Source organism: Rhizobium sp. WYCCWR 11146 (genome assembly GCF_013591995.1).
Taxonomy (GTDB): Bacteria; Pseudomonadota; Alphaproteobacteria; order Rhizobiales; family Rhizobiaceae; genus Rhizobium; species Rhizobium indicum.
On the sequence record NZ_JACCEY010000022.1, the window covers coordinates 22,423 to 44,900 of the forward strand.

Sequence of the window (22,478 nt, forward strand, 5' to 3'; positions counted from 1 at the left end):
GAGGTGCCGGAGATCTATTTCAACGCCGACCGGATCATCCATATGGAAAAGGGCCGCATCGCCGGCTGGCACGATCCCCGCGCGACCACACTGAAGGACCTGGAGGCGGCGGTCTATGCGTAAGCTGTTCCTGTCCCATACGACGGAATTTGTGCTGTTTGCCGTCATCATCACGATGAGTATTGTCCTGGCTTTTACGACCGACCGTTTCTTCACACTCGGCAATGGGTTCGACCTGCTCAATATCAGCGCGGTCAACATCATCTTTGCCGTCGGCCTGCTCGTGGTGCTGATATCAGGCGGGATCGACATCTCCTTCGCCGTCGCAGCCTCGATCGTGCAATATGTCACTGCAATTGCGCTCGAGAGGATCGGCGGCGGCGGATGGGTATCCGGTCTCCTGATTGCGGCCTGCATCGGCATCGTGCTCGGCATGATCAACGCCTTCCTGATCCACCGCTTCCGCATCATCTCGATCGTCGCGACGATCGCGACCTTCAACGTCTATTTCGGCCTGCTGATGTTCTTCACCAAGGGCGTGTCGATTTACAATCTGCCCGACTGGCTGACGAGCCGTGTCATCATCTACGAGCGCGAAATGGCCGATGGGAGCTGGGCTGAGATCACGTTGCCGGTTGTCGTCATGGTCGTCTGCACGCTCGCTACCTGGCTCTTCATTACCCGCACGACGACCGGCCGGCAGCTCTATGCCTTCGGCGACAATCCGGAAGGCGCGCGCCGCTTCGGCATCAATATCGGCGCCATGCAGTTCATCGCCTTCGGCTGGCTTGGACTGATGGCAGGCATCGCCGGTCTCATGCAGGCGCATTATGCGCAGGAGGTCGTGCCGAACGCACTCTATGGCCGCGAGCTCGATGTCCTGGCCGCCGTAGTGCTCGGCGGCGCGCGGCTGGGCGGCGGCAAGGGCTCCGTGCTCGGTTGCGTGCTGGGCGTGCTGCTCGTCTCGATCACCCAGAACGGCCTCAACCTGATGGGCGTCTCGCCCTTCGCCTTCAAGATGATCGTCGGCGCAATCATCCTCGTTGCGATCACCTTGTCGAGCGCCCGCATCGGCAATCTGGTGCCGGTGTTTGCGACCCGCAAATCGACCGATGCCAGGCCTGCAGACAGGGGAGAGAGCTGATGAACGCGCTCGCCGCCCGCTTCAACGCCATCTTCGGGGCTGACATGGCCGGTCCCCTCGCCGCGCTGGCGGCCGTGCTTGTCGTCTTCGGTTTCGCCTCGCCGCATTTCCTGACGAGCGCGACCTTCGGATCGGTTGCCTTTCAGCTTCCCGAGCTTGGCGTCCTGACGCTTGCCATGCTGATGCCGATCCTCACCGGCGGCCTCAACCTTGCGATCACCTTCACCGCCAACATCGCCGGCCTGACGCTCGCCTGGACGCTGCAGGCCAATGGCGGCATCGATGCCGGCCCGGGTGCCTTCCTGCTCGGCTCGGCTCTGGCGCTTGCCGTCGGCGCGGCAAGCGGCCTGGTCATGGGCCTCGTCATCGCCTTTACCCGCGCCCATCCGATCCTCGTTTCGCTGTCGATGATGATCTTCCTGCGCGGCCTCGGCGAATTCCTGACACGCGGCGGCGATATCTCGGGCTTCCCCACCTTCATCGCGCCGATCGGCCACGGCAGCATCCTCGGTATCCCGGTCCCGTTGCTGATCCTGATCGCCTGTGTGATCGCCAGCCACATTCTGCTCTCGCGCTCCAAGCTCGGTTTTTCCACCTATATGATCGGCTCCAATATCGAGTCTGCCCACTATTCCGGCATCAACACCCGCAAGGTCCTGGTGCTGGTCTACATGCTCTCCGGCGTGATGGCTGCGGTTGCCGGCATCATCATGCTTGCGCGTTTCAATTCGGTGCGCGTCGGCCACGGCGAATCCTATCTGCTGATCACCGTGCTCGCCTGCTTCCTCGGCGGCATCAATCCCTTCGGCGGCTTCGGCCGCGTCCTGCCCGTCTTCGTGGCGCTGATCGTGCTGCAGCTTCTCTCTTCGGGGCTCAACCTGCTCGGCGCCAACCAGCATCTCACCACTGCCGTCTGGGGCATCCTGCTCATCGTCGTGATGGCGCTGCGGTGGCTCTCGGCCAAGTTCATCAGAATCGTGAAATAGGAGATACGACCATGGAAGGTTTCGGCGTTCACACCAGCATGTGGACCATGAACTGGGATCGCGCAGGCGCCGACAAGGCGATTGCCGGAGCCGTGCACTACAAGATGGATTTCATCGAGATCGCGCTGCTCAATGCGCCGGCCGTCGATGCCAAACACACCCGCGACCTGCTTGAAAAGCACAGGCTGCGTGCTGTCTGCTCGCTCGGCTTGCCGGAACATGCCTGGGCTTCCGTCCGCCCGGATGCGGCGATCGAGCACCTGAAGGTTGCGATCGAAAAGACTGCGGAAATGAACGCCGAGGCGCTCTCCGGAGTCATCTTCGGCGGCATTGGCGAGCGCACCGGCCTGCCACCGACGCAAGGCGAATACGACAACATCGCCAAGGTGCTCGACGCAGCAGCAAAACATGCTAGGAAGTACAGCATCCAACTCGGCGTCGAGGCCGTGAACCGCTATGAGAACCACCTCATCAACTCGGCGCAGCAGGCCGTCGACATGGTGGAGCGTGTCGGCGCGGAAAACGTCTTCGTTCACCTCGACACCTACCATATGAATATCGAGGAGAAGGGTGCGGCAAACGGCATCCTGATCGCCCGCGACCACCTCAAATACATCCATCTTTCCGAAAGCGACCGCGGCACGCCGGGCTACGGCAATATTCCATGGGATGCGATCTACGCCGCCCTCGCCGCAATCGGCTTCAAGGGCGGACTTGCGATGGAGAGCTTCATCAATATGCCGCCCGAGGTCGCCTATGGCCTGGCCGTGTGGCGCCCCGTCGCACGCGATATGGAAGAGGTCATGGACAAGGGCCTGCCATTCCTGCGCAACAAGGCGGAACAATACGGTCTCATCTGACCCCAGTTGCCGGATGTCGCCCATTCGGTTGCATCAGCTTTAGATCGAGGCTGATGCTGGCCGTCTGCCATTGGTCACAAGCCGCAACCGTAGCGTCCACATGGGGTGTTTGGCTGAAGAGATCTCGCCATCGCTGGCAGAGGACCGTGTCGGCGGTCCGCCTCTTCAGCACATCCCCTGAATATCATTTGGCCTCGGGCAGGCGAAATGACTGTCAGGAAATATCACACTCGTTGTGATATTGTTATTATTGCTTGTTACATTCCTCCTCCTATGCCATTTTGCCTATTAAAATAAGAGGCTTGAACGGCTCGCGCCCGGGCTCTAGTTTCGAGGAGATGGCGGCATTTCGTTCGACCATCGATATGGGGGAATCTTGGATGGCACGCATTACGCTGAGGCAACTGCTCGACCATGCTGCGGAGGAAGGCTACGGCGTTCCAGCTTTCAACATCAACAACATGGAGCAGGCGCTCGCCATCATGGAGGCCGCCGACGCGTGTCAGGCGCCGGTTATCATGCAGGCGTCGCGCGGAGCCCGCGCCTATGCCAATGACATCATGCTGAAGCACATGATGGATGCCGTCGTTGAAATCTATCCGCATATTCCGGTCTGCGTGCATCTCGATCACGGCAACGATCCCTCAAACTGCATGACGGCGATCCAGGCGGGCTTCACCTCGGTGATGATGGACGGTTCATTGAAGGCGGATGCCAAGACGCCCGCCGACTGGGCCTATAATGTCGGCGTCACCAAAATGGTGACTGATATGGCGCATTTCGGCGGCATCTCGGTGGAAGGCGAACTCGGCGTTCTCGGTTCTCTTGAGACCGGCATGGGCGAGGCCGAGGACGGCCACGGCGCCGAGGGCAAGCTTTCGCATGACCAGTTGCTGACCGATCCGGACGAGGCCGTGAAGTTCGTGCGCGAAACCAAGGTCGATGCGCTCGCCATCGCGATGGGCACATCGCATGGCGCCTACAAGTTCACCCGCAAGCCGGACGGTTCGGTGCTGGCGATGAATGTCATCGAAGAAATTCACCGTAAGCTCCCGAACACGCATCTCGTCATGCATGGCTCGTCCTCGGTCCCGATCGAGCTGCAGGAGATCATCAACAAATATGGCGGCCAGATGAAGCCGACATGGGGAGTGCCGGTCGAGGAAATCCAGCGCGGCATCAAGAACGGCGTGCGTAAGGTCAACATCGACACCGATGGCAGAATGGCGATGACCGGTCAGATCCGCCGCGTGCTGCAGGAGGACCCAAGCGAGTTCGACCCGCGCAAATATCTGAAGCCGGCAATGACGGCGCTGACCAAGCTCTGCAAGGAGCGCTTCGAACAGTTCGGCACTGCCGGCATGGCCGGCCGCATCACGCCCCTTCCCGTTTCGGAAATGGCGAAGCGTTACAAGTCCGGTTCCCTCGATCCGGCTTTCTCCTGAAACGCTCTAGCCCAACGCCGGGCGGGGTGCCTTTTCCGGCTCGGCGGCGGCAGGCTTGCCCGTCAGCGTTTGGCCGTGGAAACGGCTCAGCTGGCTGACAACCCCCTGGATTTCGCTGGTCGTTCGTTCGCCACTCCAGCCGAGCGCCGCCTCGGCAACGCCGGCGATTTCCCGCAAGCCTGCGAGCGTCAACCGACCCTCGATCGCAAGCGTCGTGCGACGCATCACGATGTCCGACAGGTGGACGACGAGCTCGTTCCGGGCGATCCAGTCGATCTCCCGGAGACTGTAACGTGCAGCACCCGTCAGGCGCTGTTCGTCGGAATAGCTTGAAGGGGAGGAAAGCAGGGCCACAGCCGTCGTGCCGTATCGGCCGAGCAGTTCGTCGGCACGTTCGGCGGCAACGCCGCTGCGCGCCGCGGCATCGCTGATCCAGGCGTTACGCTGCTTAGCATCCGCCGGAAAGGCCTTGCCGCCGCCGATCGCCAGATAGCGTGTCGACTGGCTGCGGCGGCGTTGCAGCCGGGAGAGAACGGTGTCGGCGACCTCTTCCGCAAAGCCGCGGAACGTCGTCCACTTGCCTCCGACCAGCGAAATGACCGGAAAAGGTCTGCCGTCCTCGGGTTCCTTCACCGGCGCGGAGTGGTCGCGGCTGATCAGCCCCGGCGCGGTCGCATCCGATGCCGGCAGCGGGCGGATGCCGCTATAGCTGTAAACGATCTGATCACGATCGAAGCGAAGCGTCGGCAGCAGCGAGCGGATGCTTTCGAGGAAATACTCCGTTTCCGGCTCCTCGCACAAGACATTGTCCGGATTACCTGCCGGAATGTCGGTCGACCCGACCAGTGCCAGCCCGAGATAGTCGTAGACCAGGCAGATGCGGCCGTCGTCGGCCTCGAAATAGATCATGTGGCCGTTGAGGCTTCGCACCAATTCGGGATGGTCGAGCAGGATATGGGAACCCTTGGTGCCGCCGATCAGGTGCGATGGAGCGCCGAGCAAAGTGTTGACCTGATCGATCCAAGGACCTGTCGCATTGACGACCAGCTTGGGAGCAACGGTGACATCGTGGCCATCGGGCTGGCGGAAGGTCAAACGCCCGTCTGAAACGGCAGCCAGTGTCGCGAAATTTGCCGCGAGGCTCCCCGCATTCGCATCGAGACCATCGCTCACGAGCTCATAGACGAGCCGCTCCGGCCTGCTGATCTTGGCATCGTAATAGATGCCGCCGGCGACGATGGCGGGGGTAATATGCGGCATCTCCTTGCGCGCCTGTTTCTTCAGAATCAGCCGGTGGCGCGGCATGACCTGGTCGCGCGAACCGAAAAAGTCGTAGAGCCGAAGCCCGATCTTGATGAGAACCGCGCCACGGCTGCGTGGCGCCGTCTTCGACCCGAAGAGCGTCCGGATCGCTGCCCAGATGCCGCGCGTCCAGGAAAAGACCGGAATGAAGGTCGGCAGCGGTTCGACGCAATGCGGCGCATTCTTGAGCAGGAGGTTGCGCTCAAGCGTCGACTGCGCAACCAGTCCGAACTCGCCCGTTTCCAGATATTTCAGGCCGCCGTGAATGAGCCGCGATGGTGCGGCGCTCGTGCCGGAGCCAAAGTCGGCCTTGTCGACGATCAGGCAGTTGACACCCTGTAGCGAGAGGTCGCGGAACAGGCCGGCGCCGTTGATGCCCGCCCCGATGATCAAAACGTCGATATCGTTCTCGCCGAGGTTCGAGAAGCGCTGCTGCAAATCGGGGGTCATGCTCGTCGTCCTAAATCGCCCGCCGCAGCAGGCATCTGTCTTTTCAGTTTGCCGGTTGCTCCGGCGCAAGCGCGGAAATCTTCGGCCAAAGGGGGATCATCACGTCGGCAATGTCGCGGAACACCTGGTAACGCTTTTCATAATCCGTGCTGCGCGCCGCATCCGGCCGGAAAGTCTTCGCGATGGAAGCGGTGTCGCGCGGATCGCTCTGCGGATCGGCGAAGATACCGGCGCCCGACCCGGCACAAAGCGCAGCACCCCAGGCGGCCGCCTCATCCGTCTCTGTTACCGTGACCGGCATGCCAAGCACATCGGCAAACATCTGCACGACGGCAGGATTGCGCGAGACGCCACCGGCGAGCCGCGCCTGATCGAAGGCAAAGCCGTCGCGAAGCGCGTCGACATGGATGCGATGATTGAAAGCGATACCCTCTAGCACGGCGCGCAGCATGTCACCGCGGTCGTGCCATCCACCGAGCCCGAAGAAGCCGGCGCTCGCCGTCGCGCCATAAGGCGAGCCGAACAGATAGGGATGGAAGAGCGCGGTCGAGGGGCGCTCGAAGGCGGCCGCGATCTCGGGCGCCAGCAGGGCGTGGATCGAGTTACCTTGCACGTCGCCATTCTTCCGTTCGGCAGCGCAGAGCGTGTCCAGAAACCAGTCATAATTCGCTGTCGATGCCGGGGAGATCGACATGCTGTTCCAGATGCCGGGTGCGATCCCGTTGCGGCAGAACCAGCGCCGGTCGACACGCGGTTCCGACGAAAGCGTCTCGTTGATCGAATAGGTCCCGGCAATGACCGCGACAACGCCTTTGGCATAACCCCCTGCCCCGAGCGCCGAGGCCGTGACGTCGTGCAGACCGGCAACGACAGGCGTTCCTTCGGTAAGGCCCGTCAGCTGCGCGGCTTCACGAGTCACGCGTCCGACGATCTGGTCGGAGCGCGAGGCCGGCGGCAGGGCGTGGACGAGATCCTGCAAGCCAAATAGCTGCAGGGCATCCTCACTGTAGTTCTGCGTTTTGACATTGGTGAAGGAGGTGCTGGCTTCGGTGTGGTCCGTACCGATGATCCCGGTCAGGCAGAACCGCAGCCAGTCCTTGCAGCTGCAGAAATGGCCAATGCGCTTGTAGCGCTCAGGCTCCACTTCGCGGATCCAGGCAAGCAATGCCGATGGCGCGGAGACGTGCGGGATCTGCCCCGTCAGTTCGATCGCCAGGTCGGCGACATCGCTCTCCATCCACCGGTCGACGATTGCCCCTGCCCGGCTGTCCAGCGAGAGAATGGCCCGGCCGAGCGGCTTTTGGGTGTGATCGAGCAGGTAGATGCCGTCTCCATGCGCGGTAGCGGCAATGCCCTCTATGTCGCTTGCCGGCCGTCCGCTGAGTGAAATCGCTTCGCGGATGGCATCGGCCGTCGCGTTCCACAATTCATCCATGTCGCGCTCGATATGGCGGGCCTTCGGAATGAACTGCGTGACACGGCGACGCGCGGCTGCAAGCGGCGTGCCGTCGATATCGAAGATGACCGCCTTGGTGACTGTCAAACCACTATCGATCCCGAGCAGTGTCGGCATTTTAAATTTACCTCACGAGGAGCAACGGGCCGGCGCCGTCAGGAGCGCCCTCCGGCGCCCTTGGCGATGACCACGTTGATATCTCTGGACCGCATGCGGTCGATGTGCACCGGCTGGGTCTTGTCGTCGACGATGACGACGTCGAACTCATCCAGTGCTGCGAAACTGTGGAGCGCACGCCGTTCGAACTTGGTATGATCGGCAAGCAGGATGCGTTTTACGGAACAATCGAACATGGCGCGCTTGGTATCGACTGTCTCAGGAGACTGGTGCAGCACCGTGCCCTCGCTGATCGCCGACATCGAGATGAACGCGACATCGGCCCTGAGAGCCTTGATCTCGTTGATGGTCATGCGACCCATGAAGGCATTGCACCAATTGTAATACTGGCCGCCGAGGGCGAGTAGCGTCACGTCGTGCAGGCCCGTCAGCGCATTCATCAGGGTCAGGGAATTGGTAATTGCGGTGACCGGCGCCTTCGAAGGCAGATGTGCCGCCATCTGAAGGACCGTGGTCGAGTCGTCGAAAAAAATTGCCTGCCCCGGTTCGACGAATTGCATTGCCGCCTCGGCGATCAGCTTCTTTTCGGTTGACTGACGGTTCGAGCGGTAGACGTCGCTGGATTCGATGAGATTGGTCGCCGCCGCAGTGACGATACCGCGCGTCTTCCTGAAGAGGCCGCGGCTGACGAGTTCATCGACATCGCGGTGAGCCGTCATCAGGCTGATCCCAAAGCGGTCCGTCAGGTCTTCAATCCGCATCGAGCCTTCACCCATCACGGCCTCTGCAATCATGCGGCGGCGCGCGATCTGGCGCGTCTGCCGGCTGTCGCTGGTGAGCTGGTCCAACAGATCGTCGTCCCGGCTGGTCTTCTGTGTCACGGGTCACCCCTGTCGCTGAATTATGGATCCCAGCTTCGTACAGTGATTGCCGCGCCAAGGCAAAAAGGGGAGGCGCAACCGGCGGTTGATCGTCGGCCATCGCTTCCAGCATGAAAATGAGGGCGCTCTTGCGAGCGCCCTTTACCGTTTACTGCGCCAGAACGAACGGGCCGGTGTACTTGTCGATGTTGTCCTTGGTGATCAACAGGCAATCGAAGAGCTGTTTTTCGCTCTTGGCGCCTGTGTTACCCGTCTTGATCAGGTTGTCGGCCTGCTTGACGGCTTCTTCGGAGAAGACGGCAACCGGTTGGAGGACGGTGTATTGGAGTTCGCCCGCCTTGATGGCGGCAACGGCATCCGGCGAACCGTCGAAGCCGCCGACCTTCACATTGGCGAGCTTGCCGGCTTCCTTGAGCGCGGCGATCGCACCGAGCGCCATTTCGTCATTGCCCGAGATGACGCCGACGATATCCGGGTTGGCCTGCAGCATGGACTGCATCTTGTTGTGGCCCTGGGTGCGGTCCCAGTTGGCAACTTCCTTGGCGACCTTCTTCAGATCCGGATACTGCGAAAGGACAGTCTCGTAGCCATTCGACCGCGTTGCCGCGTTGTTGTCGGACGGAGCGCCGAAGAGTTCGGCATAGTTGCCCTTGTCGCCGATCGCTTCGACCCATTGTTGCGCGCCGAGGGCGGCACCCTGTGCGTTGTTGGAAACAAGCTGCGCCTTGGCCAGGCCTTCCTGGTTGATTTCGGCATTGACGAGGATGACCGGGATGCCGGCAGCAACGGCCTTCTTGACCGCACCGACGGAACCGTCGGCGTTTGCCGGGTCGAGGATGATCGCCACCGACTTGTTGGTGATCGCCGTGTCGATCAGGTTGCTTTCGGTATTGGTGTCACCCTTGTGGGCGTTGACCGAGGCCGTGTAGCCCAGCTTTTCGGCGGTTGCCTTTGCGACATTGCCTTCCGTCAGCCAGTATGGATTCGACGGATCGTTGACGATGATCGTCATCATGCCCGCTGCCCAAGCCGAGCTTGCAAGAAGCGGTGCTACGGCCGCGGCGGCCAGAAGTATGCGCATGCCTTTCTTAAACATAGTCTCTCTCCCATTCGTGAGCTCAGTTATTGCCGGTGATCCGGCGTTGCTTTCCCCAATCGGCTTTCCTGGAGTCCAGCCTGCCGTCGTGGATAAGTTTCGGTCGTAGCCGTCAGGACGATTTGACCCGGCGGCCGTATTGGATGCTGTTCATGAGGACGGCGAGAACGATCACAGCGCCGGTGAATACGGTCTGCCAGTAGGCCGAGACGCCGATGATCACGAGGCCGTCCGAAAGGAAGCCGATAACGAAGGCGCCGAGCATGGTGCCGCGGACCGTCCCGCGGCCGCCGGTCAGCGCCGCACCGCCGATGACCACGGCTGCGATCGCCGTCAGTTCGTAGGTTGTGCCTGCCGTCGGACCGGCTGAGGTCAGCTGCGAGGAGAGGACCAGGCCGGCAATCGCAGCGCAGACGCCCGAAAGCACATAGACGATGATCTTCACGCGCTTGACCGGGACGCCGGAGAGGTCGGCAGCTCGCTCGTTACCGCCTGAGGCGTAGAGCCAGCGGCCGAAGGCGGTGCGGCTCAGCACGATGCCGCAAATGATCGCGAGAACCGCAAGCACGATGACGCCGATCGGAATGCCTGCGAGCCGGTTGAAGCCGAGCCAGTCGAAGCCGGTATTGCCGAGTTCCGGACGGCCACCAAGATTGTTGTAGGTCAGGCCGTTGGTCATCAAGAGCGCGATACCGCGGGCCACGTAGAGCACGCCGAGCGAGGCGACGAAGGCCGGCACCTTGAGATAGGCGATCAGCACGCCATTGACCGCACCGACCAGCGCACCGAGCGCACATGTGATGACGACGACGGCCCAGACCGGCGGATAGAGGATGACGCCGAAATAAGTGAGCGTGACGCCCTGCATCAGGAAACCGGCGATGCAGCCTGCAAGCCCAAGCGTCGAGCCGACCGACAGATCGATGCCGCCATTCAGGATGACGAGCAGCATGCCGATCGCCAGAATGCCGAAGATCGCGACGTGCGACGCCATGATCAGGAAGTTGTTCAGGGTGAAGTAATAGGGCGACAGGAACGAGAAGACCGCGATGATGACGATCAGCGCGAAGAAGGCCCGGCCCTCCAGAATGAGACGCACGATATTGGTATTGCGCTTCTGCCCACTGGAAACTGATTTCTTTTCGGTGATGTTCGTGACTGACATAATCAGTGCTCCATAATCCAGGCTAGTGCGCGACCACGGCTTCGCCGGAGGCGGCCATGATCTTTTCCTTGGTGACATCCGAGCCGAACTCGGCCGATATCCTGCCGCGATGCATGACGATGATGCGGTGCGCGATGCTCAGGCATTCATTGACTTCGGACGTCGAATAGATGACCGCCAATCCCTGCTTGGCGCGCTCCGCGAGCAATTTGAAAACTTCCGCCTTGGCGCCGATGTCGATGCCGCGGCTTGGCTCATCGAGCAGGATGACCTTCGGCTGGGTTGCCAGCATCTTGCCGATGACGACCTTCTGCTGGTTGCCGCCGGAGAGCGAGCCGATCGAAGCTGCACCGCCATCGGTTTTCACATGCACCCGCCGGATCGCGTCATTGACGAGATCGCGCTCGCGATGGCCGGAGGTGAAAAGCCCTTTGGTGAAGGCGCGGATACTCGCAAGCGACAGATTGGAGCCGACCGTCATCGTCTGGACGAGACCGTCGCGCTGGCGATCTTCGGGCACGAGCACGAGACCGCTGGCAATGCGCCCGGCGATGCTGAGCCCACTGACGTCCTGTCCTTCGAGCAGAACCTGTCCGCCACTTGCGCGCAGACGTCCGGCAATACACTCGAGCAGTTCCGTGCGCCCGGCGCCCATCAGACCGTAGATGCAGACGATCTCGCCGGCACGCACCTTGAGAGACAGACGATCGACTGCATTATAGGCAGCGCCGGAGGGACCCGGGACACTGAGATTTTCGATGGAAAGCGAGACGTTTCCGAACTGGTGAGCTTGCGGCGGGCTGCCGAGGTCGAAATTCTCGCCGACCATGTTGCGGACGATCCACTCGAGATCGATATCCTTGCGCTCGGCATAGGCTGTCATGTTTCCGTCGCGCAGAACGACGGCGTGATTGGTGATCTGCAGCGCCTCTTCCAGATGATGCGAGATGTAGACGATCGACACGCCGCGACTCGTCAGATCGTGGATGACCTTGAAGAGCACTTCCACCTCGGTCGCGCTCAGCGCCGAGGTCGGCTCGTCCATGATCAGGATGCGCGAATTGACGGAGAGCGCCCGGGCAATTTCGACGATCTGCTGCTGGCCGAGGCGAAGATCCTCGACGCGCGTCAGTGGATCGATGTCTTCCTCGAGCTCCTCCATCAGCGCGCGGGTCTGACGCGCCTCTTCCGCGAAATCGACAACACCGCCCTTGATGATCTCCCGGCCCATGAAAATATTGTCGCGCACACTGAGATTGGGCGCGAGGCTGAGCTCCTGGTGAATGATGGAGATCCCGCACTCGCGGGCATGGGTCGACGAGGTAAAGCTGATCGGCGAGCCATCGAGAATGATCTCGCCGGAGCTTGGCTGCGCGACACCGGAAAGGATCTTCATCAAGGTCGACTTGCCCGCGCCATTCTCCCCGAATAGCGTTGTGACTTGGCCCCGATGGATGTCGAAGTTCACTCCCTTGAGGGCGTGAACGCTGCCGTAGGATTTTGCGATATTGCGGGCAGCGAGGACGACCTCGCCTATCGCCCCGTTGCTGCGTTGCGGCTGGTTCATTTGAGCTCGACCTTCACCGGCGTGACCAGCCAGTTCTTCGGGTTGATGAGCTTGAAAACGCCGACGACGGTCGCCTGCTTTCCGTCCAGGGCATCAGCATCCAGGCCCGCGAAAACCGCCTTCTTCATCTCGTTATTGATGGCCGAGCCGGCATCCTGATACTGGATCTGGTTGGTAAACTGGCCGAATTCGATGGTGCCGGTTGCATCGCGGAGGTCCGTGCCGTTGACCGCAGGGCCGGTCTGGACACGGACCACCGTCTCGGGAGGCAACCCATCGATCTTCATTTCGTTGGTGTTCGACTTGCGGGCGCCGAAAACGCCGGTCAGCGTGACGGGAATAACCGGGCCGGTGCTCGTTGCGGTGCCGTATTTCTCGGCCGCCGCCTTCTTATCGGCGGCAATGGCGGCCGCGAGATCGGCGGCCGCAACGGCCCGCTCTTCGACATTCGCCTTGATCTTCGGGAACTGCTCGGCGCCGAAGGTTTCCGGAGAGAATACCTGCTGCCGGACATCGTTTTCGGAGCCGATCCTGACGACCGTCGTATCGAACGCGATCGCTGCAACGACGATGACCGCCAACGCCGCGCTGACAAGGAGCGTGCGATTGCCGCTGCTCGGCTTTGATGCTGGATAATCGGGCGAAGTACTCATGTCCGGACGGCCTTGGCTTGGAATGGCGAGATGGAGAGGGTTAGCGCGATGATGATCGCTGGTGTGCTGAAGCATTGCGTCGCACCGGAACAGATGCCGGCGGGCCGCCCGCAAGAGCGCAACTCTGGACGAAAATTCGCATCGGAAGCCTCCTCAACAAGACCGGCGCTTGTCTCCTCCAACCGCCTGGATCTGTAAATTCTCCATCAGGAAGAGCGCTTCCGTGATAGAAGTATGTTATTTATGCCGCAAATGATGTTATAAATTTTATGAGCTGTCAACGGCGCTTCCGCGGTATCTCGATTAAAATGCACGATCTCACATCTTGTTTATCATGCTGCGCTGCAGCAGAAAGGGGCGGCAAATGCTAACATCTTCACGCACGTCATTCGATTGCGTTACGGCTGTATATAGCTGATTTTAAATCAATAGTTTGCACGTTGAGCATCGCGGGCGCTGCCGTTTCCAATGCCGCACGGCAATCGCTGGGCGGCACAAGCTTAACTTCCGTACCCTTCTATTTTAGATGAAAAAAATTACATCGCTAGAAAAATCTTACTGGCATTATGGTATCTTTATGTTATATTTTCAAGCGAGCTTAGGAGGTTCGGCTGCGCGCTCGATCTGGGTTAAAAACCGAAGTTGGCAGCCGGATGCGTCATGCCAGACGAGTTGAGGGATCGGGAGGACTGCAGATGAATTTGATGCGCGTATTGCCCGCCGTGACACTTGCTAGGATGGCGAGATAAGCCTGCAATGACATCGACCGAGAAGATCATCATTGGGATAGATGCCGGCACCTCGGTCATCAAGGCGGTCGCCTTCGATCTGTCCGGCCGCCAGCTCGCCACGGCCTCCGTTCGCAACCGATACGCGACCGGAGACGATGGTTCGGCAACGCAGTCGCTGGATCGGACCTGGCTCGATTGCGCCAGCGCGTTGCGTGGCCTTGGCGAAAAAGTCCCCGACCTCGCATCACGCACCGCAGCCATCGCCGTCACCGGACAGGGCGACGGCACATGGCTCGTCGGCCGCGGCAACAGGCCGGTTGCCGATGCTTGGCTGTGGCTCGACGCGCGCGCCGCGCCGACAGTGACGTCGCTGGCCGGCGGGGCGCAGAACCGTGCCCGCTTCGAGGCAACGGGCACCGGCCTCAACACGTGCCAGCAGGGCGCGCAACTCGCCCATATGGACCGCTTCACGCCGGACCTTCTCGATCGAGCGGAGACGGCGCTGCACTGCAAGGACTGGCTCTATCTCAACCTCACAGGCGTGCGGGCAACCGATCCATCGGAGGCGAGTTTCACCTTCGGCAATTTCAGAACGCGCCAGTATGATGCGGTCGTGATCGACGCGCTCGGCCTTGACCACCGACGGGGGCTTCTGCCCGAAATCATCGACGGCAGCGAGATCAGCCACCCGCTGACATCGGAGGCGGCGAAGGCCTGCGGGCTTCTTGCCGGAACGCCGGTCTGCCTCGGCTATGTCGACATGGTGATGACGGCGCTTGGTGCAGGCGTGCGCAGCGGCGCTCGCAACGCCGCCTGCTCGACGATCGGCTCGACCGGCGTGCATTTGCGCGCCAAGTCCGTTGCCGACGTTCAGCTCAATCGGGAGGGCACCGGCTATGTGATCGCCCTGCCCATTCCCGGCATCGTCACTCAGGTCCAGACGAATATGGGCGCCACGATCAACATCGACTGGATCCTCGATGTCGCCGCCTATCTCATGGCCGAGGCGGGCAAGCCTGCTTCGCATGCAGACCTCATTGCGCGCATCGACGGCTGGTTTGCAGAAAGCCGACCGGGGTCGGTGCTTTACCATCCCTACATTTCCGAAGCGGGCGAACGTGGTCCTTTCGTCAACGCCAATGCGCGCGCGGGCTTCACCGGGCTTTCGATGCGTCACGGCTTCCCCGACCTGCTGCGCAGCGTGATCGAAGGGTTGGGGCTTGCCACCCGCGACTGCTACTCGGCGATGGGCGCGATGCCCGAAGAGCTGCGGGTCACCGGCGGGGCAACACGCTCCGTCGCCCTTCGCCACTCACTTTCGGCCGCCGTCAACGCACCGATCCGCCAGTCGCGCCGCGAGGAGACAGGGGCGGCCGGCGTGGCGATGATGGCCGCGGTGGCTGTCGGCGTCTATTCCAGCATGGACGATTGCATTGACGACTGGGTGACGCCGCTGCTCGGCGATCCGGAGATACCGGATGCCAGCGAGGCCCACCGGTTCGACCGGCTTTTTTCTGCCTACACCGATGTACGCCAGGCAATGGCGCCCGCCTGGGACAAGCTTGCCGAAGCCGCAACGACGTCGCCGGTGGGCGCGTAATTCTGATGCAGCAGGCATCGAAGGAGCATGACATGACCGAACCCGAACTCCTGGATCTCTTCGTCATCGGCGGAGGCATCAACGGCGCGGGGATAGCACGCGATGCTGCCGGCCGCGGCCTGAAGGTCGTGCTGTGCGAAAAGGACGACCTGGCCCAGGGAACCTCGTCGCGCTCGGGCAAGCTGGTGCATGGAGGTCTGCGTTACCTCGAATATTACGAATTCCGCCTGGTGCGTGAGGCGCTGATCGAGCGTGAAGTGCTGCTCAACGCCGCGCCGCATATCATCTGGCCGATGCGCTTCGTCCTGCCGCACAGCCCTGAGGATCGCCCCGCATGGCTCGTGCGGCTCGGCCTCTTCCTCTACGATCATCTCGGCGGCCGCAAGAAGCTGCCCGGGACCCGAACGCTCAATCTGCTCCGCGACCCGGAAGGCACGCCGATCCTCGATCAATACACACGCGGCTTTGAATATTCCGATTGCTGGGTCGACGACGCCCGCCTCGTGACCTTGAATGCGGTCAGCGCAGCGGAAAACGGCGCTCTGGTGCTGACCCGCTCGCCGGCCGTGTCGGCCCGTCGCGAGAACGGCGGTTGGACCGTAGTCACGAAAAGCAACACCACGGGAGAGACGCGAACCTTCCGCGCCAAATGTCTGGTGAACTGCGCCGGCCCCTGGGTGATGGACATCATCAATCGCGTCGCCGGATCGAACTCCGGCCGCAACGTCCGCCTCGTCAAGGGCAGCCACATCATCGTGCCGAAGTTCTGGGCAGGCGCCAATGCCTATCTGGTGCAGAACCACGACAAACGCGTCATTTTCATCAATCCCTACGAGGGCGACAAGGCGCTGATCGGGACGACCGATATCGCTTACGAAGGCCGGGCCGAGGATGTTGCCGCCGACGAGACGGAGATCGAGTATCTGCTCCAGGCGGTCAATCGCTATTTCAAGGAAAAGCTGCGTCGCCACGACGTGCTGCACAGCTTCTCCGGCGTGCGCCCGCTGTTTGACGATGGAAAGGGCAACCCGTCCGCCGTTACCCGCGACTATGTCTTCGATCTCGACGAGACAGGCGGCGCTCCGCTGCTCAACGTCTTCGGCGGCAAGATCACCACATTCCGCGAGCTCGCCGAACGCGGCATGCAGCGCCTGAAGCATATCTTCCCGAACATGGGAGGCGACTGGACGGAGAAGGCGCCACTGCCCGGCGGCGAAATTCCGAATGCCGATTACGAGACCTTCGCCAACAGCCTGCGCGATATCTATCCCTGGATGCCGTGCAAACTCGTGCATCACTACGGCCGTCTCTATGGCGCCCGCGCCAGGAACGTGGTTGCCGGCGCGACAGGTATGGAAGGGCTTGGGCGGCATTTCGGCGGTCAGCTCTATGAGGCCGAGGCCCGCTATCTCGTCGCCACGGAATGGGCCGAAACGGCCGAGGACATCCTCTATCGCCGCACCAAACACTACCTCCATCTGAACGAAGCGGAGCGCGCGGCCTTTGGCGAGTGGTTTGCTTCCACCCGCCTTGCCGCCGCCTGAAGGATGCCGCCATGCCGCTGACCCTTTCGCTCAATACCAATCCGCTGGTGAACCGCTTCGCCGACCCAGACGATCTGATCGACACGGTTGCGCATGACTTGCGGATCCGCGACCTCCAACTGACCCACGAGTTCATCAATCCGAGCTGGCAAGCGCCGGTGATCCGCCGCCTGACGCGCACGATGAGCGCTGCGCTGAAGCGCACGGGGGTGCGGGTTACCTCGGGAATGACGGGCCCCTATGGGCGCCTCAACCATTTCGGACATCCGGATGCCGATGTGCGCCGCTACTACGTCGACTGGTTCAAGACCTTTGCCGACATCACCGCCGATCTCGGCGGCCATTCGGTCGGCACGCAATTTGCGATCTTCACCTATAAGGACTTCGACGATCCGGCCAGACGCGAGGAACTGATCAAGACCGCCATCGATTGTTGGGCCGATGTCGCCGAGCATGCGCGCGCCGCAGGCCTCTCCTACATGTTCTGGGAGCCGATGAGCATCGGCCGCGAGTTCGGCGAGACGATCGGCGCCTGCCTGTCGCTGCAGGAGCGGCTGACAGCCGCCGGAATGGCCATCCCGATGTGGATGATGGCCGACATCGATCATGGCGATATCACCTCTGCCAACCCCGACGACTACGACCCCTATGCCTGGGCGCGCGCCGTCCCACCGGTATCGCCGATCATCCACATCAAACAGAGCCTGATGGACAAGGGCGGGCACCGGCCCTTTACCGCCGAATTCAACGCCAAGGGCCGCATCCAGCCGGCACCTCTGCTCCAGGCGCTGGCCGAAGGTGGGGCGAAGGACAATGAAATCTGCCTGGAACTCTCCTTCAAGGAACGCGAGCCGAATGATCGCCAGGTCATTCCGCAGATTGCCGAAAGCGTCGCCTTCTGGGCGCCGCATATCGACACCGGCGCCGCCGACTTGAACATCTGAGGCGGAGATCTTTAAAAGGCAGCACTGCATACGGCGGAATCGCCGCATGACCTTCGAAAAGGAGCCGTGATGACGGACGCCGATGATACGCTTGCCGTGCGTGCTGCCTGGCTTCATTATGCCGGTGGCCTGACGCAGTCCGACGTTGCGCGCCGCCTCGGCGTGCCGTCGGTAAAGGCCCATCGCCTGATCGCCAGAGCGGTTGCCGATGGCGTCGTCAAAGTTACCATCGACGGGGATATCGTCGAATGCGTCGAACTGGAGATGCGGCTTTCGGAACGGTTCGGGCTTCAATATTGCGAGGTCGCCCCCGATCTCGGCGAGGAAGGCTTGCCGCTCCGCGCACTCGGCCATGCCGGCGCCGGCTATCTCAAGCGCGAGATCGAGCGCGGCGACAATACGGTCATCGGCCTTGGTCATGGCCGCACGCTTTCCGCTGCCGTGCAATATATGCCGAGGGTGAGTGCGAAGAACCTGCGCTTCGTCTCTTTGCTTGGCGGGCTGACACGAAACTACGGCGCCAATCCCTATGACGTGATGCATCGCATTGCCGAAAAGACCGGCGCCCATGCCTATGTCATGCCGGTTCCCTTTTTCGCCAATACCGGCGAGGATCGCGAAGTGCTGAAGGCGCAGCGTGCCGTCAAGGAAGTCTTCGATCTTGCCAATAATGCCGATCTGAAGCTCGTCGGCCTGGGAACTGTCGATGCCGAGGCGCAGCTGGTTTTGTCCGGCATGGTCGAACCCGGTGAAATCGACGACATCGCTGCCGCGGGCGGCGTCGGCGAAATCCTCGGTCATTTTTTCGACGCCGACGGCCATATCCTCGACACCGCGCTGACGGCGCGCACGCTCTCCGCGTCTTTTCCCAAGACCAAGAAAGAGCGGCTCGTGGCGCTGGCGGGCGGACAGTCGAAAGTGGCGGCCATCCGGGCAATTCTGAATAGCCGCCGTCTTTTCGGGCTGATCACCGACGAACGAACCGCGCAGGCGCTGCTGAAGTAGCTATGGAAACACAACAATATTTTATCGCAAAATAACATAATAAATGTTGATTATCACGCATACTCCGTTATCTTAACATCAAATGAGGTGGAGACCGGGATGAGGCGGGAAGAGCGGCAGCAGTTGATCGTCAACCTGCTCGTCGAAAACAAGACCGTCGATCTCGACGATCTTGCCGATCGCTTCACCGTGTCAAAGATGACGATCCATCGCGATCTCGACGATCTCGAGCAGGCGGGCGTCCTGCGCAAGGTTCGCGGTGGCGCGACCATTGATGCCGGAACGCAGTTCGAAAGCGACTTCCGCATTCGCGAGCGCCAAGGCAGCGAGGCAAAGCTGGCAATGGCTGAGACCGCGCTGGAACTGGTCGAGCCGGGAATGACGGTGATGGTAAACGACGGCTCGATGGCCGCCGTGCTCGGCGAAATGCTGCTGCAGAAGCGGCCGCTGACGTTGATCACCAACAATGCGGCGATCATGGAGCGGCTGAAAGGCGAAACAGGCATCACGCTGATCGCGCTCGGCGGCATCTACTCGGCCAAATTCAACGCCTATCTCGGGGTTGTTACCGAGGAGGCACTGTCGCGGCTGAGAGCCGACATCGCCTTCATTTCGACGCCGGCCGTCAGCGGCGGGCGCGCCTATCACATGGACGATAACGTCGTGCGCGCCAAACGGGCGATGATCGCGTCATCGACCAGGACTTGCCTTCTGGTCAACCATCAGCGCATCGGCCACACCGCCTTGCATGTCATGGCGGATCTAGCCGACTTCGACGCGATTATCACCGACAGCGCACCGGATGCCGCTGTCCTGGAGGAATTCGAGCAGGCGGGCATTACGCTCACCATTGCATCAACGCAGGATCCGACATGACCGAAAAGCCGCGCTTCTGGATTGGCACCAGCTGGAAGATGAACAAGACGCTTGCTGAAGCCGAGCATTTCGCCCGCGGTCTCGAAGCTGCCGATGCCGCGTGCGACCCGCGTATTCAGCGCTTCGTCATTCCGTCTTTTACGGCGGTGCGCGAGGTCAAGGCGATGCTTGCCAAGACCTCGGTGAAGGTCGGCGCGCAGAACATGCATTGGGCCGACCAGGGTGCCTGGACCGGCGAAGTCTCACCGGTGATGCTGAAGGACTGCAATCTCGATCTCGTCGAGCTCGGTCATTCCGAACGGCGCGAACACTTTGGAGAGACCGACGAGACTGTGGGTCTGAAGACCGAAGCGGCCGTTCGCCACGGTCTTATTCCATTGATCTGCATTGGCGAGACGCTTTCCGACCGCGAAAGTGGAAAGGCCGCCGACATCCTCGCAACCCAGGTGCGCGGCGCGCTTTCGAAACTTTCTGGCGCCCAGAAAAGCGCCGAAATCCTGCTTGCTTACGAGCCCGTCTGGGCGATCGGCGAGAAAGGCATCCCGGCGACTGCGGATTATGCGGATGCCCGCCAGTCTGAAATCATCGCCGTTGCCGAAACTGTGCTGGGCCGGAAGATCCCCTGCCTCTACGGCGGGTCGGTCAACCCGCAGAACTGCGAAGAACTGATTTCGAGCCCGCATATCGACGGGCTCTTCATCGGCCGTTCGGCCTGGAATGTCGAAGGCTACCTCGACATCCTGGCCAGATGCGCCGCCAAACTCTGAGGAGAAAGACAATGAAGCTTGCCATTGCAGGAGACAGCGCCGGCGAAGGCCTCGCCAAGATCCTGGCCGACCATCTGAAGGAGCGCTTTGACGTCTACGAAGTCTCGCGCACCAGCGCCGGTGCCGATCCTTTCTACGCCAACCTCTCGGACCGCGTTGCCTCAGGCGTCATCGACGGCACCTACGACAAGGCGATCCTCGTTTGCGGCACCGGCATCGGCGTCTGCATCTCAGCCAACAAGGTTCCGGGCATCCGCGCAGCCTTGACGCACGACACCTATTCCGCCGAGCGTGCCGCGCTGTCCAACAATGCGCAGATCATCACCATGGGAGCCCGCGTCATCGGAACGGAGCTTGCAAAGTCGATCGCTGACGCGTTTCTTGCCCAGACCTTCGACGAGAACGGCCGCTCTGCCGGTAACGTCAAGGCCATGGATGATCTTGACGCAAAGTACAGCGCCCGTTGAAGAATGCTGATGACAATGCCGGGCCGGAGTGTGTTCGATGTCACTTAGGCCGCACCGGGACGACCAACGCGACGACTGCTCGGCCCGATCCAAATCCGGCGGCGAATTCGGGACTAGGAATGCGGGAGGCATCTCCGCGTTAAGTCGTTGAATTGAGATTCGTTTCGACTCGGAACAATCGGCCGGGTGATTCGGTTGAGTCGCGTTGTTGCCATCGACGCGAAGAAGAAGCAGATGAAGCTGAGCAGGGCAGAGTCCAAGGCTAGGGAAAAGCAAGAGCCGGCACCGGGCAATGTCATCAGAATCATGAGTGCTCGGCGCAAGCCGGTCGAAGTGGAAAACCGCTCAGGGAGGCGTTAGACTTAATCATGAAACGCCCGCGCCGCCCACAGCCCTTGCTCGACGAATCTCACTCAACGCTGCAGTCTCGTCCGATCCGCAAGCGCGATCCTGACCAGCCCAGTCTGCCCTTCGATCCAATGCCGTCGCGCGTCGAGCCCTGCCTCGCCCTGCTGAAGCCGACCGTGCCAGTCGGGCCGGATTGGCTCTATGAGGTGAAGTTGGATGGCTATCGATTGGCAATCCACATCGAGCCGAAGGGTGTGCGAGTCATCACCCGCGGCGGCCATGACTGGACACATCGCTTCCCCAGCATCGCCGCGGCAGCGAAAGAGCTTGGCGTAACGACCGCTATTCTCGATGGCGAGGCCGTTGTGCTCGATGATCATGGCCGATCGGATTTTGGCGCCCTGCAACGTTCGCTCGGCGGGCGGGGCGGTAAGCGAGTATCGACCGAGTCGATCCTCGTCGCCTTCGACCTTCTCTATCTTGATGGACACGATCTGACCGGCACCGAGCTTGACGTACGCCGGCACCTGCTTGAAGACCTGATACCGGAAGGCGACGATCAGACGATCCGCATCTCCGAGGAGATAGAGCTGCCGGCCGAAGAACTCCTCGAGCACGCCTGCCATCATCATCTGGAAGGCATCATCGCCAAGCATCGCGACCGGCCCTACGGCAGTGGGCGCACGGGCGACTGGCTGAAGATCAAATGTGTCCAGAGCGAGAGCTTCATGATCGTTGGTTATGAGCAATCCGCATCCGCCCGCGGTGGCATCGGCAGGCTGCTGCTGGCCGGGAGACAAGGGCTCGACTGGATTTACGTTGGCTCCGTCGGAACCGGTTTCGGTGCCAGCGATGCTGAATACCTGAGAAAGACGCTGGACCGATTGAAGACGAGCCGGCCGGTTGTTCCCCTGAAGGGCAAGCGCCTCGTCCTCGTGCAGCCGACGCTGATCGCCGAGATCGAGTTTCGCGGCTGGACGGATGACGGCAATCTCCGCCATGCCTCGTACAAGGGGCTGCGCGAGGTTCAAGACAACGCCGCTGTCTTCGATATGACCTACATCTGATCGCGTT

The 22,478-nt window shown here is 61.3% G+C and carries 19 protein-coding genes; 12 read left to right on the forward strand and 7 right to left on the reverse strand.

Features of this window, described 5'->3' with window-relative positions; genetic code table 11:
* Positions 1-115 precede the first annotated feature (115 nt).
* The 4 genes from HX899_RS16215 to fba all read left to right on the forward strand — a co-directional run bounded on the left by HX899_RS16215 (position 116) and on the right by fba (position 4,435).
* Positions 116-1,144 carry an ABC transporter permease gene (locus HX899_RS16215; protein WP_181292832.1) on the forward strand — a complete coding sequence of 343 codons (1,029 nt, stop codon included), beginning with the start codon at positions 116-118 and terminating at the stop codon, positions 1,142-1,144.
* Positions 1,144-2,130 (forward strand): ABC transporter permease, encoded by a 987-nt coding sequence (locus HX899_RS16220; protein ID WP_180195449.1) that lies wholly within the window; start codon positions 1,144-1,146, stop codon positions 2,128-2,130. The genes HX899_RS16215 and HX899_RS16220 overlap by 1 nt, the downstream gene beginning before the upstream one ends.
* Positions 2,131-2,141: 11 nt before the next feature.
* The gene (locus tag HX899_RS16225) at positions 2,142-2,990 is read left to right on the forward strand and encodes a sugar phosphate isomerase/epimerase (protein WP_180195448.1); all 849 of its coding nucleotides are present in this window, start codon (positions 2,142-2,144) and stop codon (positions 2,988-2,990) included.
* Between the two features lie 380 nt (positions 2,991-3,370).
* On the forward strand, positions 3,371-4,435 hold the full coding sequence (gene fba / locus HX899_RS16230; protein ID WP_018245682.1) for a class II fructose-bisphosphate aldolase: 1,065 nt from the start codon (positions 3,371-3,373) through the stop codon (positions 4,433-4,435).
* 6 nt (positions 4,436-4,441) lie between these two features.
* On the opposite strand, the gene HX899_RS16235 is transcribed toward fba, so the two are convergent.
* The 7 genes from HX899_RS16235 to HX899_RS16265 form a co-directional block, all read right to left on the reverse strand.
* Complete coding sequence (locus HX899_RS16235) at positions 4,442-6,187, reverse strand: glycerol-3-phosphate dehydrogenase/oxidase (protein WP_181292833.1); 1,746 nt, start codon at positions 6,185-6,187, stop codon at positions 4,442-4,444.
* A 43-nt stretch (positions 6,188-6,230) separates the two neighbouring features.
* Positions 6,231-7,760, reverse strand: a complete 1,530-nt coding sequence (locus tag HX899_RS16240; RefSeq protein ID WP_171597945.1) for an FGGY-family carbohydrate kinase — start codon at positions 7,758-7,760, stop codon at positions 6,231-6,233.
* Between the two features lie 38 nt (positions 7,761-7,798).
* Positions 7,799-8,641: a DeoR/GlpR family DNA-binding transcription regulator gene (locus HX899_RS16245; protein WP_138332981.1), complete on the reverse strand. Its 843-nt coding sequence runs from the start codon at positions 8,639-8,641 to the stop codon at positions 7,799-7,801.
* A gap of 148 nt (positions 8,642-8,789) precedes the next feature.
* Positions 8,790-9,737, reverse strand: a complete 948-nt coding sequence (locus HX899_RS16250; RefSeq protein ID WP_003550839.1) for a D-ribose ABC transporter substrate-binding protein — start codon at positions 9,735-9,737, stop codon at positions 8,790-8,792.
* A 112-nt stretch (positions 9,738-9,849) separates the two neighbouring features.
* The gene (locus HX899_RS16255) at positions 9,850-10,902 is read right to left on the reverse strand and encodes an ABC transporter permease (protein ID WP_138388934.1); all 1,053 of its coding nucleotides are present in this window, start codon (positions 10,900-10,902) and stop codon (positions 9,850-9,852) included.
* A 22-nt stretch (positions 10,903-10,924) separates the two neighbouring features.
* Positions 10,925-12,469 carry a sugar ABC transporter ATP-binding protein gene (locus HX899_RS16260; protein WP_171597944.1) on the reverse strand — a complete coding sequence of 515 codons (1,545 nt, stop codon included), beginning with the start codon at positions 12,467-12,469 and terminating at the stop codon, positions 10,925-10,927.
* Positions 12,466-13,122, reverse strand: a complete 657-nt coding sequence (locus tag HX899_RS16265; protein ID WP_138332986.1) for a DUF2291 domain-containing protein — start codon at positions 13,120-13,122, stop codon at positions 12,466-12,468. The genes HX899_RS16260 and HX899_RS16265 overlap by 4 nt, the downstream gene beginning before the upstream one ends.
* Positions 13,123-13,878: 756 nt before the next feature.
* Between HX899_RS16265 and HX899_RS16270 the strand changes: the two genes are divergently transcribed.
* The 8 genes from HX899_RS16270 (at position 13,879) to ligD (ending at position 22,471) form a co-directional block, all read left to right on the forward strand.
* Complete coding sequence (locus HX899_RS16270) at positions 13,879-15,453, forward strand: FGGY-family carbohydrate kinase (RefSeq protein WP_246413284.1); 1,575 nt, start codon at positions 13,879-13,881, stop codon at positions 15,451-15,453.
* 32 nt (positions 15,454-15,485) lie between these two features.
* On the forward strand, positions 15,486-16,997 hold the full coding sequence (locus HX899_RS16275) for a glycerol-3-phosphate dehydrogenase (protein ID WP_181292834.1): 1,512 nt from the start codon (positions 15,486-15,488) through the stop codon (positions 16,995-16,997).
* Between the two features lie 11 nt (positions 16,998-17,008).
* The gene (locus HX899_RS16280) at positions 17,009-17,941 is read left to right on the forward strand and encodes a sugar phosphate isomerase/epimerase (RefSeq protein WP_138332991.1); all 933 of its coding nucleotides are present in this window, start codon (positions 17,009-17,011) and stop codon (positions 17,939-17,941) included.
* A 69-nt stretch (positions 17,942-18,010) separates the two neighbouring features.
* A complete protein-coding gene (locus HX899_RS16285) occupies positions 18,011-18,946 on the forward strand; it encodes a sugar-binding transcriptional regulator (protein ID WP_018480514.1) in 936 nt (311 codons plus the stop codon).
* A gap of 99 nt (positions 18,947-19,045) precedes the next feature.
* Complete coding sequence (locus tag HX899_RS16290; protein ID WP_017991649.1) at positions 19,046-19,822, forward strand: DeoR/GlpR family DNA-binding transcription regulator; 777 nt, start codon at positions 19,046-19,048, stop codon at positions 19,820-19,822.
* Complete coding sequence (locus tag HX899_RS16295) at positions 19,819-20,589, forward strand: triose-phosphate isomerase (RefSeq protein WP_181292835.1); 771 nt, start codon at positions 19,819-19,821, stop codon at positions 20,587-20,589. Before HX899_RS16290 ends, HX899_RS16295 begins: the two co-directional genes overlap by 4 nt.
* A gap of 11 nt (positions 20,590-20,600) precedes the next feature.
* On the forward strand, positions 20,601-21,056 hold the full coding sequence (locus HX899_RS16300; RefSeq protein WP_017996196.1) for an RpiB/LacA/LacB family sugar-phosphate isomerase: 456 nt from the start codon (positions 20,601-20,603) through the stop codon (positions 21,054-21,056).
* Positions 21,057-21,424: 368 nt separating this feature from the next.
* Positions 21,425-22,471, forward strand: coding sequence for a non-homologous end-joining DNA ligase (ligD, locus tag HX899_RS16305; protein WP_181292836.1), 1,047 nt, complete (start codon positions 21,425-21,427; stop codon positions 22,469-22,471).
* The last annotated feature ends 7 nt before the right edge of the window (positions 22,472-22,478 follow it).